General features: G+C 37.3%; 16 protein-coding genes. 15 read left to right on the top strand and 1 reads right to left on the bottom strand.

Annotated features, from left to right (window positions below; all coding sequences use genetic code 11):
- Window positions 1-40 precede the first annotated feature (40 nt).
- Window positions 41-670 carry a CPBP family intramembrane glutamic endopeptidase gene (locus EKM64_RS04930; RefSeq protein ID WP_225420959.1) on the bottom strand — a complete coding sequence of 210 codons (630 nt, stop codon included), beginning with the start codon at window positions 668-670 and terminating at the stop codon, window positions 41-43.
- Between the two features lie 131 nt (window positions 671-801).
- On the opposite strand from EKM64_RS04930, the gene groES reads away from it, so the two are divergent.
- The 15 genes from groES to tgt all read left to right on the top strand — a co-directional run bounded on the left by groES (window position 802) and on the right by tgt (window position 17,846).
- Window positions 802-1,086, top strand: a complete 285-nt coding sequence (groES, locus tag EKM64_RS04925) for a co-chaperone GroES (protein WP_125593779.1) — start codon at window positions 802-804, stop codon at window positions 1,084-1,086.
- Between the two features lie 43 nt (window positions 1,087-1,129).
- The gene (gene groL / locus EKM64_RS04920; protein WP_125676198.1) at window positions 1,130-2,770 is read left to right on the top strand and encodes a chaperonin GroEL; all 1,641 of its coding nucleotides are present in this window, start codon (window positions 1,130-1,132) and stop codon (window positions 2,768-2,770) included.
- A gap of 217 nt (window positions 2,771-2,987) precedes the next feature.
- Window positions 2,988-3,797, top strand: coding sequence for a MerR family transcriptional regulator (locus EKM64_RS04915; RefSeq protein WP_164505301.1), 810 nt, complete (start codon window positions 2,988-2,990; stop codon window positions 3,795-3,797).
- A gap of 94 nt (window positions 3,798-3,891) precedes the next feature.
- Window positions 3,892-4,569: a DUF554 domain-containing protein gene (locus EKM64_RS04910; RefSeq protein ID WP_125676194.1), complete on the top strand. Its 678-nt coding sequence runs from the start codon at window positions 3,892-3,894 to the stop codon at window positions 4,567-4,569.
- 101 nt (window positions 4,570-4,670) lie between these two features.
- Window positions 4,671-5,348 carry a DUF554 domain-containing protein gene (locus EKM64_RS04905; protein WP_125676191.1) on the top strand — a complete coding sequence of 226 codons (678 nt, stop codon included), beginning with the start codon at window positions 4,671-4,673 and terminating at the stop codon, window positions 5,346-5,348.
- 111 nt (window positions 5,349-5,459) lie between these two features.
- Window positions 5,460-6,434: a ketopantoate reductase family protein gene (locus EKM64_RS04900; protein ID WP_125676189.1), complete on the top strand. Its 975-nt coding sequence runs from the start codon at window positions 5,460-5,462 to the stop codon at window positions 6,432-6,434.
- Window positions 6,435-6,632: 198 nt separating this feature from the next.
- Complete coding sequence (locus tag EKM64_RS04895) at window positions 6,633-7,166, top strand: SLAP domain-containing protein (protein WP_225420958.1); 534 nt, start codon at window positions 6,633-6,635, stop codon at window positions 7,164-7,166.
- Window positions 7,167-7,324: 158 nt separating this feature from the next.
- Window positions 7,325-7,876: an SLAP domain-containing protein gene (locus tag EKM64_RS04890; RefSeq protein WP_125676185.1), complete on the top strand. Its 552-nt coding sequence runs from the start codon at window positions 7,325-7,327 to the stop codon at window positions 7,874-7,876.
- Window positions 7,877-8,444: 568 nt separating this feature from the next.
- Window positions 8,445-9,248 carry a TIGR00282 family metallophosphoesterase gene (locus EKM64_RS04885; protein WP_125676183.1) on the top strand — a complete coding sequence of 268 codons (804 nt, stop codon included), beginning with the start codon at window positions 8,445-8,447 and terminating at the stop codon, window positions 9,246-9,248.
- 12 nt (window positions 9,249-9,260) lie between these two features.
- Window positions 9,261-11,861: a DNA mismatch repair protein MutS gene (mutS, locus tag EKM64_RS04880; RefSeq protein ID WP_125676181.1), complete on the top strand. Its 2,601-nt coding sequence runs from the start codon at window positions 9,261-9,263 to the stop codon at window positions 11,859-11,861.
- 15 nt (window positions 11,862-11,876) lie between these two features.
- Window positions 11,877-13,730, top strand: a complete 1,854-nt coding sequence (mutL, locus tag EKM64_RS04875) for a DNA mismatch repair endonuclease MutL (RefSeq protein ID WP_125676179.1) — start codon at window positions 11,877-11,879, stop codon at window positions 13,728-13,730.
- Between the two features lie 2 nt (window positions 13,731-13,732).
- The gene (gene ruvA, locus EKM64_RS04870) at window positions 13,733-14,323 is read left to right on the top strand and encodes a Holliday junction branch migration protein RuvA (RefSeq protein ID WP_125676177.1); all 591 of its coding nucleotides are present in this window, start codon (window positions 13,733-13,735) and stop codon (window positions 14,321-14,323) included.
- A 16-nt stretch (window positions 14,324-14,339) separates the two neighbouring features.
- Window positions 14,340-15,365, top strand: a complete 1,026-nt coding sequence (gene ruvB / locus EKM64_RS04865) for a Holliday junction branch migration DNA helicase RuvB (RefSeq protein WP_125676175.1) — start codon at window positions 14,340-14,342, stop codon at window positions 15,363-15,365.
- Window positions 15,366-15,378: 13 nt separating this feature from the next.
- Window positions 15,379-16,413: a tRNA preQ1(34) S-adenosylmethionine ribosyltransferase-isomerase QueA gene (queA, locus tag EKM64_RS04860; protein ID WP_125676173.1), complete on the top strand. Its 1,035-nt coding sequence runs from the start codon at window positions 15,379-15,381 to the stop codon at window positions 16,411-16,413.
- A 290-nt stretch (window positions 16,414-16,703) separates the two neighbouring features.
- Complete coding sequence (tgt, locus tag EKM64_RS04855) at window positions 16,704-17,846, top strand: tRNA guanosine(34) transglycosylase Tgt (protein WP_125676171.1); 1,143 nt, start codon at window positions 16,704-16,706, stop codon at window positions 17,844-17,846.
- The last annotated feature ends 62 nt before the right edge of the window (window positions 17,847-17,908 follow it).

Below are 17,908 nucleotides of genomic sequence, written 5' to 3'. Positions count from 1 at the left end.
ACCTTTCTAAAACATAATTGGTTTAATTATAATTCAATCATCACATAAAGAAACTGGCAATAACAACAATTGTATTCATGATCAAATGACTGGCGGCACTAATATAGATGTTCTTTGATTTGTAGTAGACGAAAGCAAACCACAATCCCATTCCTACATATACAGCAAACCGAGTGTCTTGATGCATAAAAGCAAAGAAGGCGGCAGAGATAATAGCAGCCCAATAAACGTTAGTCAGTGTGATCAAATTTGAGAAGAATAAACGTCTAAAGACGATCTCTTCCATTATCGGTGCGCAGATCAAAACGTAGATGAAATAATAAGGATAAGCGGTAACTAGTGTTAATAATTGCGCAGTATTAGCCGAAGCTATACTGTGATGCAAGACTAGTTCTTCTATTAAGCTTATCCCGATTTGAATAGCAAGAGCTCCGACGGTACCAATAACAATCCATTTGATTTTGTCAGATGTACTAGTTTGTTCTTCAATATTATTTTGGGAGCTTTTTTGGGTTAGATAAACCATTAATCCAGTAGCAATAATAGCAGCAATAGTTAAAATGATGAAATAGCTGGAACCGGTTACTTTAAGCATGGTCAGGACAGATCCTGTAAAAAGTAAGAGGATGTAAATCAAGAGGGTCGTGAATTGATTTTTGAAATAAGTCATAGGTTCTCCTTAATTTTTTTGAAGGTAAATACTTGCATGTTCACAAGAAAATGTTAATATTAAACATGTGATTAGCACAAGACAAGTTCGAGTGCTAAAGTTTAAAAATTTAATCATCGGAGGGATTCAAATTGTTAAAACCACTTGGAGACAGAGTTATTGTAACAGTCGATAAAGAAGAAGAGAAGACAGTTGGCGGCATTGTTTTAGCTAACAACGCTAAAGAAAAGCCACAAACAGCAGAGGTAGTTGCTGTAGGTGCAGGAGCCGTAACAGAAGATGGAAAGAAGTTACCAATGAGTATTAAAGTTGGCGACAAGATTCTCTTTGATAAGTATGCTGGTTCAAACGTTAAATACGATGACAATGAATATTTAATCCTTCATGAAAAAGATGTCATGGCAATCGTTGAATAATAAACATTATATAGAATTTTAAATGATAATTGGAGTGTGAATAATGGCTAAAGAAATTAAATTTTCAGAAGATGCACGTTCAAAGATGTTGGATGGCGTTAACAAACTTGCTGACACAGTTAAAACAACTATCGGACCTAAGGGTAGAAATGTTGTTCTAGAAAAGAGTTACGGTTCACCTGAGATCACAAATGATGGTGTTACTATTGCTAAGAGTATTGAATTAGAAGATCACTTCGAAAACATGGGTGCAAAGCTTGTTGCTGAAGTTGCTTCAAAGACAAACGATATTGCCGGTGATGGTACTACTACAGCTACTGTATTAGCCCAAGCAATCATCAAAGAAGGTATGAAGAACGTTACTGCTGGTGCTAATCCTGTTGGAATCAGAACAGGTATTGAAAAGGCTACTAAAGCAGCTGTTGATGAATTACACAAGGTATCACACAAGGTTTCTGGCAAGTCAGATATTGCCCAAGTAGCATCAGTTTCTTCAGCTAGTGAAGAGACAGGTAAATTAATTGCCGATGCTATGGAAAAAGTTGGTAACGATGGTGTTATTACAATTGAAGAATCAAAGGGTATTGATACAACTCTTGATGTTGTTGAAGGTATGCAATTCGATCGTGGATATATTTCACAATACATGGTTACTGATAATGATAAGATGGAAGCCGATCTTGATAATCCATATATCTTGGTAACAGACAAGAAAATCTCAAGTATTCAAGATATTTTGCCATTACTACAACAAATCGTTCAACAAGGTAAAGCATTGTTGATCATTGCTGATGATATTGATGGTGAAGCTCTACCAACACTTGTTTTGAACAAGATCCGTGGAACATTTAATGTTGTTGCTGTTAAGGCTCCTGGTTTTGGTGACCGTCGTAAGGAACAATTACAAGATATTGCTACATTAACAGGTGCCACAGTTATTACATCTGATCTTGGACTTGAATTAAAAGACACAACAATGGATCAATTAGGTCAAGCTGGGAAAATCACAATTACAAAAGATAACACAACAATCGTTGAAGGTTCTGGCGACAAAGATGCCATTAGCGAACGTGTTGAAACAATCAAGAAACAAATTGCTGAATCAAATTCTGATTTCGACCGTGAGAAGTTACAAGAACGTCTTGCTAAACTTGCTGGTGGTGTTGCCGTTGTTAAAGTCGGTGCTGCTACTGAAACAGAATTGAAAGAACGCAAATATAGAATTGAAGATGCTCTAAATGCTACACGTGCTGCCGTTGAAGAAGGCTATGTAGCCGGCGGTGGTACAGCATTCCTAGATATCATTGATGCAGTTAAAGGTGTTAAAGGTGAAGGCGACGTTCAAACAGGTATCAACATTGTTGTTAGATCACTTGAAGAACCCGTACGTCAAATTGCTGAAAATGCCGGTCTTGAAGGATCAGTTATTGTTGAACACATGAAGGGTGAAAAGCCTGAAGTTGGTTACAACGCTGCAACTGATAAGTGGGAAAATATGGTTGAAGCCGGAATCATCGACCCAACTAAAGTTTCTCGTTCAGCATTACAAAACGCTGCCAGTGTTGCCGCATTATTGTTGACAACAGAAGCAGTTGTTGCTGACAAGCCAGACAAGAATGCTCCAGCTGCACCAGCAGCCGGTGCTGGCGCTGGTGGACCAGCAGGAATGGGCGGAATGATGTAGAGAGTGAAACAGAGCGCAGGAAGTTGCTTTGTGGAACTAGTTTCGGATAACCAGTCTGGAACACCTCATTATATCTCCACTTGATTTAAGAATAAGAACTAGAATAAGTTTCAAAAATAAAACCATTAATTAGACAACTAATAACCATCCCTACACCAACACAGGGATGGTTATTTTTTATGCTAAAATTAAAGAAAAACGTTTGAGGAAAATATTAATGGATCAATTATTTACTATCGGACAATTATCGAAATTATATGACATTAAAATACCAACTTTAAGATATTACGATGAAGTCGGTATTTTGAAGCCGGCTAGAGTTGATCCAGAATCACATTACCGTTATTACTCAACCGAGGAATTTGAGCGCCTGAATGTGATCAAATATTTGCGTGCGCTTGATGTTCCGATATCTGATATCAAGAATTTTTTTGATGCTCGTGATATATCTACCTTAGAAAATCTTTTGGAGAAGCAACAAATTGAGGTAGAACAACAAATGAAGACACTTCAAGCCGTCAACGGTCGAATAACTTCACGTTTGAAACAAGTTCGTGATGCTAAGGATTCAGTTCTTGGTAAAATAGAATATTTGAATTTACCTGAAACACCTATCGTCTATTTGAGAAGAGATTATCAGTTAAGTGAAGATATTGAAGTCCCTCTGACTGCTTTGCGAAGAAAATATGGTTTGGATCAGGCGATATTTCTTGGCAAGATCGCACTATCATTGAGCAAAAAAAATATATTAGCTAATAAGTTCGATCAATATAGCGGTATTCTGATGATTTTGGAGTCTGGTGATGAAAGAGAAGCAACGTCGCTTTTATCAGCAGGTTCATATTTGCGGATCAGGTTTCATGGGACACACGAGAATTCAGTAGATTCTTATCGTCAATTGATCAAATATTGTCAGGATCATTTGCTCACGATCATTGACGATGCAATCGAGATTACTTTAATTGATTATGGTATTACGAATGACTTTGATAAATATGTGACGGAAATTAGATTACCAGTCAGATAAATTCTAAAATTTGCTCAATCCCATTGACCCTATAGTTACTGGAGAGTTTATTATTGTAGGTAGTGTAATCGCTTACATAAGAGGGAGAATAATAATGATTGGGACACTATTTAATGTAGCAATGATTATTGGCGGCAGTATTTTAGGTAAATTATTCCATAATGGTATCAAATTGGAATATCAACGTATTTTGACACAGGGGCTAGGACTATCAGCAATGGCAATTGGAATCAACGCTGTAGTGGAGTATATGCCTAAGAGTCACTATCCTGTTTTGTTTATTGTTAGTTTGTCAGTCGGAGGATTGATCGGTGAGTGGATCAATTTACAAAAGCGATTTGACGACTTCGTTGGTAAATTCTCTAGTGGGAATTTGGCGGAAGGATTGGCTACAGCAATTCTGTTATATTGCATCGGTTCATTATCTATCCTTGGTCCAATACAAGAGGCATTGCAACATGATATGACGTTTTTACTGACTAATGGAATCTTGGATGGGATCACTTCAGTAGTTTTGGCGTCGACCTTTGGTATTGGAATAGCTTTTTCGGCCGTAGCAGTATTTGTCTGGCAAGGTAGCATTTATGGAATTGCGTTGTTACTTCAGAACTCGATCAATCAGGATATGATCACAGAATTAACAATTGTTGGGGGGATCCTAATAATTGCTTCAGGGCTAGGATTACTAGAAATAAAGAAAATTAATGTAGTTAATTTATTACCAGCATTGATCGTACCAATCGTAGTAGTATCAATCATGCAATTATTTTAAATCTCGTTGACAAAAATCAATGAGATTTTTTTAATCTTTTATTGACCCTCTAGTAACATTAGAGTTTATATTAGTCATATTTAATTATGGGGGACATAAATATGATTGGAACAATTTTTAATGTGTCGATGATACTTATTGGCAGTGTTATTGGTAGATTTTTACACAAAGGTATGAAACCAGAATTTCAGAAAATTTTGACACAGGGACTAGGATTGGCGGCCATGGTAATTGGGATCAATGCCGTGATACAGCACATGCCTAAGAGTCACTATCCAGTTTTATTTATTGTTAGCTTAGCTGTTGGCGGTTTATTTGGTCAGTGGGTCGATCTTCAGACTAGATTCGACAAGCTAGTTGGAAGATTTTCTGGTGGTAACTTGGCGGAAGGATTGGCTACAGCCATTTTACTGTACTGTATTGGTTCATTGTCGATCCTTGGCCCAATCGAAGCTGCCTTGAAGCACGATTACACTTTCTTATTTACTAATGGAATGTTAGATGGGATCACTTCAATCGTTTTAGCATCGACCTTTGGACTGGGAATAGCCTTTGCAGCAGTTGCTGTTTTGGTTTGGCAAGGTAGCATTTACATGATTGCCTTATTTTTCCAAAGTGCTTTAAATACAAATATGATCAATGAGTTGACGATAGTTGGTGGAATCTTAATTTTAGCATCTGGTTTGGGATTGCTAGAGATAAAGAAAATTAGTGTCTTGAATCTTTTACCGTCACTAGCCGTTCCAATACTTGCAGTATTCTTACTAGGATTGTTTTAATTTTTAATTGTTATTATTAAGATACCATCGATGTATTTATTATAATGACTTGACATTTATTAAAAAGTATCTAATAATGCTTAACAACATATAATTTGGAGGCAGTCATTTATGAAATATGCAGTATTAGGTGCAGGAGCCATGGGTTTGAGATATGGAGTACTGTTACAAGAGGCGGGATTTTCAGTTGATTTTGTCGATATTTGGGATAAACAAATTGAAGCTGTAACAAAACAAAACGGTGTCTTTGTATCTAGGGATGGTGAAAACAAGCATTTAATACCAATCAACATTTCATCGCCAGAAGATTATTCAGGAGATCCAGATGTTTGGATCGTCTTTGTTAAGCAGATGCAACTTGAAAATGCTCTAAAACGTGCCGGACATTTATTTACAAAAAAACAGTATGTTGTAGCGCCAATGAACGGAATGGGTCACATTGAAAAACTTGATCAATACTTTGCTGAAGATAAGGTTATCAGTGGAACTGCCATGATTGCTACCGTTCTGAATGGACCCGGAGATGTTGATTTCATGGGACCATCTGGTGCCGGAAGTATGAAACTGGTCAATCAAAATGAAACACCAGACGAAATGACTCAACAGATTGCTGATGATTTTACTAAAGCCAATCTAAATCCAGAGATCACAACTAATTTTCAAGGAACACTGATGGCTAAAGTTATTTTGAATTCTGTCTGCAACACACTATGTACCATGTTTGGTATAAAAATGGGCGAGTTTATTCAGGCACCCACAACAGAAGCCTTGAGTAAACAATTGATCAATGAGGCCTTTGATGTTTGTGAAAGAGCAGGAATTACGTTGCTGAATACTCGTGAACAGGAATGGAAAGCCATTCAAGTTGCGTCTACTAAGGGGATGCCATTGCATTATCCATCTATGTATCAGGACATGTCTAAACATCGTCCAACTGAAGTTGACTACATTAACGGTTATATCTACGAGTTAGGATTGAAGAATCATTATGAAGCTACAACACATGATTACTTGCGTAATTTGGTGCATTTAGCGGAATTCACTAGTGACTTTGATCCAGAAACTTTGGTGGCTAAAGTTGAATAAAATGAAATTCTAACGTTTTACTTCCACAGCTGTTAAATAATCCTTAATTCTTCTGATTAGTCTGATTTTAAAAATAATTCATATAGCCTTTGCATACAAGTGTTTTGTCAAAGCACTACACATGTTACAATTCGATTAGCTAGAGGATTTTATTAAAGAGGCTCAAATTGGAAGAAACTTGTTATGAAGAAATATCTAATGAGTAGTATAGTAGTTTTACTTGCGTTAAGTACTGGGGTGACAATTGTTCAAGCGGCCGATATGGCAACAAGCAATAATAGTGACTATACAATTACTAATGAGGATGGCAGCACTACAACGAATACTCAAGATCTTGATAACTTTGGAGTAACAGTAATATCGAATTCAGCACAGTTATACAATATTAATGGTGAAAAAATTTCGGCTAGTCTCAATAATGGAACGTCTTGGAAAACTGACAATGAGCGCTATATTGGTAACGAAGTTTATTATCGGGTTTCCTCAAATGGCTATGTGAATAGCAGTGACGTTTATCTCTATAAACCAATCAATGATGTAATTAAGGCTATGGGAGATAAACCGGTTGTCCTATATAATAATCAAGGTCAGTTGATCAAAAATTCTAATCGTGCTTTAGCACCGGGATCAACTTGGAGAACAGATAGAATTATTACAGTTGATCATGTGAGTTATTACCGAGTTTCGACTAATGAATTTGCTGTTTTATCTGATGTGTCATTTGTAGAGTAATTAAAACTTTAGCCTTGAGATGATAGTCTCAAGGCTTTTTATATTAAAAAAGATTACTAGTTTTGAGTCTTTGAATAAGTTTGATTTAAAAGTGTTTCAAAGTGAATTCTTAATGTTAGGATGGGGGTGTAATAGGTATTTACTAAGGGGAGAGCATTATGAAAAAGAGTCTATTAAGCAGTATTGTTATTTTGTTGACTTTGAGTGTGGGGGCAACGACAGTTCAAGCCGCTGATACATCAACCTCAAACACAGGCAATATTTCAATTAAGGATGGCTATGGAACGGATACCAATACATTGGACCTTAACAATGGTAACTATGGAGTAACTGTTACTGCCAATTCAGCTCAATTATATGATATTAACGGAAACAAGATCTCCGCTAGCTTGAATCAAGGGACATCTTGGAAGACAGATAATGAACGTTATATTGGCAATGAAGTTTATTATCGTGTTTCAACTGACGCTTATGTTGATAGTAGTGATGTTTACTTCTATCAACCAACTGATCAAGTTGTTTATGTAAATGGAAATAAACCAGTTTCACTTTATGACAATAGTGGTCAATTAATTAAGAACTCCAACCGTGCATTAGCACCGGGTTCATATTGGCGTACAGACAGAATGATCACAGTTGATCATATAACTTACTTAAGAGTTTCAACCAATGAGTTTGTTGCGTTCGGAGATGTTCAACAAGCTAAATAGTTTTTTAAAGTAGTTCGACTATTGTGTCGGACTTTTTTTGTGGTTTTATTCCACCAGTAGTTTCGAGTAATTCCATCTGTTACGCGACCGTTTCCAGCCGGGGTCTGGAAACTCGATTTTGAGCTTTGCTTTTGCAAATCTCAGAATCGTCGGTGGTGTACGAACGAAAAATCACCGTTCTACACCACTTGCGCAACTGATTCCATTACTCGAAACCACTGGATAATTTTTTATACTATTGAAATATTAGGAATTACATTAATTAATGATTTTCAATCCCTTTTTACGGTTCGAATGTAATTTAGCCGAAGGACGTGAAGGGTGGTCCAGCAGTGCAAATGCCGCTGGGATGGTGGACTTTTGTCCTTACGGCATTGACGTATTTCGAGATTTGTGTAAGCAAAGCTCAAAATCTAGACACGAGACCAAGGGTCGCGTCGGTCCCATTGCAGGCCCACCTCACATCCGTAGGCGGCAAATCAACCAATCATAATATAAGCCCAGTCTCTTTTTAATTTTCAACAATATTGATACAATATCATAGGTAAAGATGGGGGAATTTTATATAATGAAAATACTTTTCGTTGGGGATGTCGTTGGCAAGATCGGCCTCAAGACAGTGGAAACTTATTTGCCAGAAATCAAGCAGAAAGTTAAACCACAGCTAACTATCGTTAATGGTGAAAATGCAAACGGTGGTAAAGGGATCAAGGTTGAAGATTATCAAAGAATTCAAGTTGCCGGTGCCGATGTAGTGTCTGGTGGTAATCATATTTGGGATAAGCGTGAAATTCTAGATTTCATTGATGATCCTAAGAAAAGTATTTTGCGCCCATATAACTTTTCAGGTGCCGATGTACCCGGTCGTGGTGTGATTGAAAAGAAGGTCAATCAAAAGAAAGTTTACATTATTAATATGCAAGGAACTGCTTTGATGCAACCTTTGGATAATCCATTTTTGGCGTTTGATAAATTATTACCAACCTTAGATGAAGATGCGGTTAAGTTTGTTGATTTTCACGCTGAAACAACTAGTGAAAAGATTGCAACTGCCAAGTATTTGACCGGTCGTGTTTCAGCAGTCGTGGGTACTCACACGCATGTGCAAACAAATGATGCTCGTGTTTTTGACAAGAAAACGGCTTATTTAACTGACGTTGGTATGACTGGTTCGTATGATGGTATCCTTGGTGTTAAAGAAGAACCGATCATCACCCGTTTCTTAACACAGCGTCCAACTAAGTTTGACGTTGATGAGGATGGTCGTATGCAAATCGGCTTTTGTGTGATCGATATTAATGATCAGACTAATTATGCCCGTAGTATTAAAAATTATGTAATAAGTCCTGACAATCAAAAATTTTTAAATTAGTGGAGGAAATAGATGCCACAAAAAACTAAAGAGACTCCTATGATGCAACAGTATCTCGATATGAAAGATGAATATCCAGATGCTTTTTTGTTTTACCGTGTGGGAGATTTCTATGAAATGTTTTATGATGATGCCGTTAAAGGTTCACAAATATTAGAATTGACGTTAACGTCACGTAATAAAAAAGCTGATGAGAGTATTCCAATGTGCGGAGTGCCCCATAAAGCCGTTCAAAGTTATATCGATATTCTGGTTGATAAAGGTTATAAAGTGGCCATCTGTGATCAACTAGAAAATCCGCAAGATGCTGAAGGTATGGTCAAACGAGGAATAACTCGGATTGTTACACCTGGTACAGTTATGGATGAATCGGCTAATCAAGCAACTGAGAACAACTATATTACTGCGATTGGTCGGAATAAAAACCAATTCGGTTTAGCGTACGCCGACTTGTCCACTGGTGAAGTCAAGGTAACTGTGGTCAGTAATACGGTAGATTTGATCAATGAATTACAGAATCTAAACACCAAAGAATGCGTTGTTTTTAATGATTTGGCTAAGAAATATCTAGAACCAATTCAAAAAATCGGTATTTTGATTTCAACTATTGATGCAATCGATAACAATTTTAAATATGATTTCAGTAATATTTCAGATGATCTGGAAGTTGGCACTGTTAAAATATTGATCTCTTATTTGATCGAAACACAAATGCGTTCGCTTGATCATTTGAAGGCTGCTGAAACATATGAAACAACAGCTTATCTTTCAATGGATCACACGGCTCAGAGCAATTTGGAACTATTCAAAAACTTGCGAACTAATAAAAAATCAGGAACTTTATTATGGTTATTGGATGAAACTAAGACTGCCATGGGTGGTAGATTATTGAAACAATGGTTGTCACGTCCGTTGATCGATCAAGGAACTCTAGAACATCGGCAACACATAGTAGAAGTTTTTTTGGAAAATTATTTTCAACGTTCATCATTTCAGGATTATTTAACTAAGGTCTATGATTTGGAACGTTTGGCAGGTCGGATTGCCTATGGAACAGTCAATGGACGAGATTTAGTACAATTGAAAACTTCACTCGAACAAGTTCCTAAGATCAAACAGATTTTATTAGATATTGATGACTATGATCTTGATACCTATGTGGAAAAAATCGATGATGTGAACGATGTTTATACACTTATCGACAAAGCTATCAGTGATGAACCACCTATTTCAGTTACTGGTGGTGGATTGATCAAACAAGGCTACAATGAACAGCTTGATAAATACATCGATGCTTCTAAAAATGGTAAGCAATGGATGGCAAGCTTGCGTGCTCAAGAGCAAGAGGTTACTGGTATTAGTAATCTAAAAATCGGTTACAACAAAGTTTTTGGCTATTACATTGAAGTTACTAAGTCGAATATCGATAAAGTTCCTGAAGGACGTTATCAGAGAAAACAAACGCTAACTAATGCTGAAAGATATATTACTCCTGAATTGAAAGAAAAAGAGAGCTTGATCCTCGAGGCAGAAGAGAAATCTCAGTCTTTGGAATATCATCTGTTTGATGAGATCAGAAGTAAGATCAAACAAGAAATCAGACGAATTCAAAATTTGGCTAACATTTTGTCACAACTTGATGTTTTGCAGAGTTTTGCGGTGGTAAGTGAGACTTATCATTATGTTAAACCAGTATTTACAGAGGGTCATGAATTAAAAGTTATCAATGGTCGCCATCCGGTCGTGGAAAAAGTTCTCAGCAATAATGGTTATATTCCTAACGATGTTAGCTTTGATGATGAAACTGATATTTTGTTGATAACTGGACCCAATATGTCTGGTAAAAGTACTTATATGAGACAGATGGCTTTAACAGTCATAATGGGACAAATAGGTTGTTTTGTGCCAGCTGAAAAGGCTGAATTACCAATTTTTGATCACATTTTTACACGAATTGGAGCCGCTGACGACCTGATATCTGGTGATAGTACTTTCATGGTTGAAATGAGAGAAGCTAATGATGCTTTGAAAAATGCGACTGAAAACAGTCTGATCATTTTCGATGAAATTGGTCGCGGAACAGCTACATATGATGGCATGGCACTGGCCCAAGCAATCATTGAATACATTGATAAGAATGTTAAAGCTATGACAATGTTTTCAACTCATTATCATGAATTGACTGAATTAGAATCACAATTACCAGGAGTTAAAAATGTTCACGTTGATGCCTCTGAAGAAAATGGGACTTTAGTATTCTTACACAAGGTATTACCAGGTCCAGCAGATAAATCCTACGGTATTCACGTCGCCAAATTAGCCGGATTACCGGATGAAGTTTTAACACGAGCCGATACGATTTTGAGTAGTTTAGAAGAAACTGCTCCAAAAGAAATCAAAGTAGAAGATGTTAAACCTGACTTATCAACAGTCAGTGAACCAGAGCCTGAATCACAACTTTCATTATTCCCAGAACTTAAAGAAGTACCTAAGGCAAAACTCAATAAGGGTGAGCAGAAAATCGTTAATGAATTGCAAAAACAAGATTTGATGAGTGTCACGCCGATCGATGCCATCAATCTCTTATATAAATGGCAACAAGAACTTAAATAAAGAAGGTGGAAAACTTTGGGGTTGATTCATGAATTACCAGTTGAATTGAGTAATCAAATTGCGGCCGGTGAAGTAATTGAACGTCCAGCATCTGTGGTCAAAGAATTGGCCGAAAATGCAATTGATGCACAGGCTACACAAGTTCTGATCACAGTTCATCAGGCCGGATTGCGCTCAGTCGAAATCAATGATAACGGTGTCGGTATTGCAGCAGATGATGTAGAGATTGCCTTTCAACCTCATACCACCAGCAAGATATCTACTGATCACGACTTGTTTAATGTAAGAACTTTAGGATTTCGTGGTGAGGCTCTAGCAAGTATTGCCTCAGTTTCTAAGTTGACCGTGGTTACAAGTACTGATGGAAAATCAGCCGTTAAGGCTGAATTTTCAGGAAATGATTTACTTAAAAAAAAGACACATGCTCGTTCAAAGGGGACGACTGTTACGGTTGAAGATCTGTTCTTCAATACGCCGGCACGACTAAAATATGTAAAATCTTTGCACACGGAATTGAATAAAATTGTAGATATTGTCGATCGTTTAGCAATGGGACATCCTGATATATCTTTTCGCTTGATTCACGAAGGAAAAGATTTAGTTTGGACATCAGGTAACGGTAACCTACAACAGACAATTGCAGGAATTTATGGAAGAACGATTGCTAGTCATATGTATGCTTTTGAAAACAGTGATGCTGATTATCAAATCAAAGGCTATTTTTCAAAACCTGATACAACTCGTTCTAATCGTTCCTATATTTCACTGATTTTAAATGGTCGTTATATCAGAAATTATCAGCTTGCCAATGCCGTTATTAAAGGTTATGGTTCCAAGCTGATGATTGGACGTTTTCCGATTGCAATAGTTGATATTACACTGGATCCTAGCTTGGTTGATATCAATGTCCATCCAACTAAACAAGAAGTTAGACTAACTAACGAAGGTCATATTGGTGATCTTATCAGTGAAGGCATCAAAGAAAAGTTATCCACACAAAATTTGATCCCGGATGCAGTCAAGAATCTGGAACGTAAAACGACCGCGGAAACCACTATTAGACCAGAGAAACCTGAACAGATAAGTTTTGATGATCTTGATATAGTGGATCATATCAGTGAACCAGATCCAGAGCCTTTGGTAGTGGATAAAATACCGATTGAAAAATTAGAATCACATCCAATTTTTAATGACCCAGATCATTTACAAGCTTGGGATAATCGATTAAAAGAAGAAAAGCAACCTACTGAGTCGGTTTCTACTTTTCCAGATTTACGTTATATTGGACAGATCCATGGGACATATCTTGTAGCTGAAAGTTCAGAAGGTTTCTATTTAGTTGATCAACATGCAGCTCAAGAACGTGTCAATTATGAATACTATCGGAAACAAATCGGTGAAGTTGAAGCTGATCAACAACGTTTACTGGTACCGATCGTTTTGGATTATCCCAATTCCGAGAGTATCCTGATCCGTGAAAAAAAACCTGTGTTAGAAAGTATAGGATTGTTCTTAGATGACTTTGGTCAGAATAGTTTCGTGGTCAACACACACCCAACTTGGTTTGTAGCGGGACAAGAAGAATCAACCATTAGAGAAATGATCGATTATGTTTTAAACGATTCAAAGATATCTGTAGCCGCTTTTAGAGAAAAAAATGCCATTATGATGAGCTGTAAACGTGCTATTAAGGCTAATCAACATTTGGATGATAAACAGGCTATCTTTCTGTTGAAAAACTTATCAAAAGCAGAAAATCCTTATAATTGTCCACATGGAAGACCTGTATTGATAGAATTTAGTAATAGAGATTTAGAAAAAATGTTTAAGCGAATTCAAGACTCGCATGACACAAGAGAAAGTGAATAATAATGTTTGAATACTTAAATGGAATCATCGCCGAAATCGATCCTGCATATGTGGTTGTCGATGTTAGTGGGGTCGGATATAAGGTACAAGTGGCCAATCCCTATCGCTATCAACAAGATGAACAGGCCAAAATCTATGTCGAACAAATCGTTCGTGATAATGAACAATCACTATATGGATTTTATGATTTGAATGAAAAGAAGATTTTTTTAAATCTGATCAGTGTTTCAGGGATCGGGCCAAAAAGTGCTTTGGCTATTTTAGCTGGACAGGATTTAAATGGTTTGATCACGGCCATTGAAAATAATGATGTAAAATTTTTAACTCGTTTTCCAAAAATAGGTAAAAAGACTGCACAACAGATCGTTTTAGATTTAAGTGGTAAGTTCACTGCTCAAGGCCAGATGACTTTGGGGGAAGAGCCAGTAGCTTTCAGCTCTAGTAATAAAGAATTAGAAGATGGTATGCTTGCTTTAGAATCACTAGGCTATACGGCACGTGATATCAGCAAGATAAAACCTAAGTTACAAAAAGAATCACTCGATTCAGCCGATGCTTACTTGAGAGCTGGATTGAAATTACTAACTAACTAAAGAAGGGGGTTAATCAATGGATAATAATGATAATGACCGTCTAACAGATGCTGATTCGTTGGATGATATTGAAGATATTGTTGAGCAAACTTTACGTCCAACTACGTTTGATCAGTATTTGGGACAAGAGAAAGCCAAAAAAGAATTGGATGTTTACATCAAGGCTGCCAAGCAACGTCAGCAAACTTTAGACCATGTCTTGTTGTATGGACCTCCTGGTTTAGGTAAAACTACATTAGCAATGATCATCGCTAATGAAATGGGTGTAAACATTCATACGACAACTGGTCCTTCGATCGAGAAATCAGGTGATCTAGTAGCCGTTTTGGATGAATTATCACCTGGGGATGTTCTCTTTATTGATGAGATTCATCGTATGCCGCGTGCTATTGAAGAAGTTCTCTATTCTGCTATGGAGGATTTCTACATTGATATTATTGTCGGACAAGGAACAGAAGCACGATCACTTCACCATGAATTGGTTCCCTATACATTGATTGGTGCAACAACAACGGCCGGAAAGCTGTCAGCTCCGTTGCGGGATCGATTTGGAATTGTCGAACATATGGAGTATTATTCAGAAGCTGAACTGTCTAAGATTGTTTTTAGATCGGCTAATGTTTTGAATATCAATGTCGATGAGGAAGGTGCACATGAAATTGCTAGAAGATCCCGTGGTACACCTAGAATTGCTAATCGTCTGCTAAAACGTGTGCGTGATTTCGCACAGGTTGCGGGTAAAGATATGATAGACTATGATATTGCTGAATCGGCTTTAAATCAGCTTCAAGTTGATGATGCCGGACTTGATCGATTGGATAGAAAAATCTTATCGATGATGATCGAACTGTACAACGGTGGACCCTTAGGAATTAAAGTGATCGCCGCCAATATCGGTGAAGATCAAGAAACGATTGAGTCAGTTTATGAACCATATTTAATGCAAAAGGGCTTTTTGAAACGGACTGCCAGAGGTCGAATCGTAACTCGTAAAGGTTATGATCATCTTGGCTTTGCATATCCTGACAAGAAGACTGACTAAGGAGAAGTAAGAAATGACACTAACAACTGAAGATTTTGATTATAATTTGCCAGAGGAACTAATTGCCCAGACTCCCATTAAAGATCGTGACCACTCACGCTTACTAGTTTTGGACCATGAGACAGGTAAGTATGACGATAAGCATTTTTATGATATCTTGGATTATTTAAATCCTGGTGATGCCTTGGTTATGAACAATTCACGTGTTTTGCCAGCTAGACTTTATGGAACTAAAGAAGATACTGACGGACATGAAGAAGTATTATTACTGAATAATATTGAAGGAGACAAGTGGGAGGTTTTGATGAAGCCTGCTCGTCGTGCCAAAGTCGGTACTAAAGTTCAGTTTGGGGACGGTCAACTAGAGGCCACAGTTGTAGAGGAATTAGAACATGGTGGTAAGATCATTGAATTTAACTATGATGGAATTTTCTTAGAGATCTTGGAAAAATTAGGTGAGATGCCTTTACCTCCATATATCAAAGAAAAACTAGATGATCCCGATCGTTACCAAACAGTTTATGCTAAAGAAAATGGCTCTGCAGCCGCACCAACAGCTGGATTACACTGGACCAAAGACCTACTAGAAAAAGTTCAAGAAAAAGGTGTTAAGTTAGTTTATCTAACCCTACATGTTGGACTAGGGACATTTAGACCAGTGACAGAATCAGATATCAGCAAACATATAATGCATTCAGAATTTTATCGATTAGATGAAGATTCAGCCAATACATTAAATGAAGTACGTAAAAATGGTGGCAAGATCGTCGCAACCGGAACAACATCGATCCGTACACTAGAAACAATCGGAACAAAATTTAAAGGTGAGATCAAACCAGATAGTGGTTGGACAGATATCTTTATCAAACCTGGCTATGAATGGAAAGTAGTCGATGAATTCATTACAAACTTCCATTTACCAAAATCAACCTTAGTTATGTTAGTGGCAGCCTTTACCGGCCGTGAAAATATTTTGAATGCTTATGAACATGCCATTGAAGAGAAATATCGATTCTTTAGCTTTGGAGATGCCATGTTTATTAAGTAGAGAGCAAAACAAGCCGGTTAGCTCCCGAGCATTACCTAGGATAAGTTGAGCGTCGCAAAGCGACACACAACTTATCCGTAGTAAGCACAAGGAGTTGGCTTGTTTTGCTCGTTTTAGAAGCAAAAACAAAAAGGCTTTTGAACTGTATTACTACAAGATAAAAACGCAAAGCGACACACAACATATCCGTAGTAAGCACAGGGAGTTGGCTTGTTTTGCTCGTTTTAGAAGCAAAACAAGGTTTGAACATATAATATGCTTTAAAAAATTAAATAAAAAAGGAAGTACATATGGAACCAGCCGTTAAGTACACATTACTAAAAAAAGAAAAACATACTGGTGCACGATTAGGTTTACTTGAAACTCCACATGGAACGTTTGAAACACCAATGTTTATGCCCGTTGGGACTGAAGCTTCTGTTAAGAATATGGCTCCAGAGGATCTGGACAAGATCGGTGCTTCAATTATTCTAGCCAATACTTATCATCTATGGTTAAGGCCTGGTGAAGACATCGTTAAAGAAGCCGGTGGCCTGCATAAATTTATGCATTGGGATAAGGGTATTTTAACTGATTCTGGTGGTTTTCAAGTCTTTTCACTAGCCAATACTCGTGATATTACTGAAGCTGGTGTTCATTTCAGAAATCATTTGAATGGTCGTCGTGAATTTCTATCACCTGAAAAAGCTATTAAGATCGAAAATTATTTGGGACCTGATATTATGATGAGCTTGGACGAATGTCCACCATTCTTTGAAAGTTACGACTACATCAAGAAGTCTGTTGCTAGAACAAGTCGTTGGGCCGAGCGTGGACTAGAAGCACATCGCAATCCTGATTGGCAAGCTTTGTTTGGTATCGTGCAAGGTGCTGGTTTTGAAGACCTTCGTAAACAAAGTGCCCAAGATTTAGTTAGCATGGATTTTCCTGGCTATTCGATCGGCGGACTATCAGTCGGTGAATCTAAAGATGAGATGAACAACGTGCTTGATTTCACGACGCCACTGTTACCTGAAAACAAACCTCGTTATCTTATGGGTGTTGGCTCAACTGATGCTTTAATTGATGGTGTTATTCGTGGAATCGATATGTTCGACTGTGTTCTGCCAACTAGAATTGCTAGAAATGGTACATGTATGACTACTAAGGGGCGTTTAGTTGTTAAAAACGCCAAATACGCACGTGACTTTAGACCAATCGATGAAGATTGTGACTGTTATGTTTGCCGTAATTATAGCCGTGCATATATTCGTCATTTGATCAATGCTAATGAGCTGTTTGGAACGCATTTGACGAGTTATCATAATCTTTATTACTTGCTCAACTTAATGAAAGGCGTTCGTCAAGCCATCAAAGATGACAATTTAATTGAATTTCGTGAGCATGTTTTTGAAGAATATGGACTAAATGAAGCAAATGCACGTAATTTCTAATATTTTTTTAATAAAAAAAAGCCACGGAGTGGCTAGGTGTGTCAATCTTTGTTATTCTATAA

Source organism: Companilactobacillus keshanensis (assembly GCF_003946205.1).
Lineage (GTDB): Bacteria > Bacillota > Bacilli > Lactobacillales > Lactobacillaceae > Companilactobacillus > Companilactobacillus keshanensis.
This window is presented reverse-complemented; position numbering and strand designations above follow the sequence as displayed.

Excerpts from the sequence above, each read along its gene's own strand:
- queA (WP_125676173.1), top strand. The coding sequence starts at position 15,379 with ATGACACTAACAACTGAAGATTTTGATTATAATTTGCCAGAGGAACTA.
- EKM64_RS04890 (WP_125676185.1), top strand. The coding sequence starts at position 7,325 with ATGAAAAAGAGTCTATTAAGCAGTATTGTTATTTTGTTGACTTTGAGT.
- mutS (WP_125676181.1), top strand. The coding sequence starts at position 9,261 with ATGCCACAAAAAACTAAAGAGACTCCTATGATGCAACAGTATCTCGAT.
- tgt (WP_125676171.1), top strand. The coding sequence starts at position 16,704 with ATGGAACCAGCCGTTAAGTACACATTACTAAAAAAAGAAAAACATACT.
- EKM64_RS04900 (WP_125676189.1), top strand. The coding sequence starts at position 5,460 with ATGAAATATGCAGTATTAGGTGCAGGAGCCATGGGTTTGAGATATGGA.
- EKM64_RS04895 (WP_225420958.1), top strand. The coding sequence starts at position 6,633 with ATGAGTAGTATAGTAGTTTTACTTGCGTTAAGTACTGGGGTGACAATT.
- EKM64_RS04910 (WP_125676194.1), top strand. The coding sequence starts at position 3,892 with ATGATTGGGACACTATTTAATGTAGCAATGATTATTGGCGGCAGTATT.
- ruvB (WP_125676175.1), top strand. The coding sequence starts at position 14,340 with ATGGATAATAATGATAATGACCGTCTAACAGATGCTGATTCGTTGGAT.
- EKM64_RS04930 (WP_225420959.1), bottom strand. The coding sequence starts at position 670 with ATGACTTATTTCAAAAATCAATTCACGACCCTCTTGATTTACATCCTC.
- EKM64_RS04885 (WP_125676183.1), top strand. The coding sequence starts at position 8,445 with ATGAAAATACTTTTCGTTGGGGATGTCGTTGGCAAGATCGGCCTCAAG.
- EKM64_RS04915 (WP_164505301.1), top strand. The coding sequence starts at position 2,988 with ATGGATCAATTATTTACTATCGGACAATTATCGAAATTATATGACATT.
- groL (WP_125676198.1), top strand. The coding sequence starts at position 1,130 with ATGGCTAAAGAAATTAAATTTTCAGAAGATGCACGTTCAAAGATGTTG.
- ruvA (WP_125676177.1), top strand. The coding sequence starts at position 13,733 with ATGTTTGAATACTTAAATGGAATCATCGCCGAAATCGATCCTGCATAT.
- EKM64_RS04905 (WP_125676191.1), top strand. The coding sequence starts at position 4,671 with ATGATTGGAACAATTTTTAATGTGTCGATGATACTTATTGGCAGTGTT.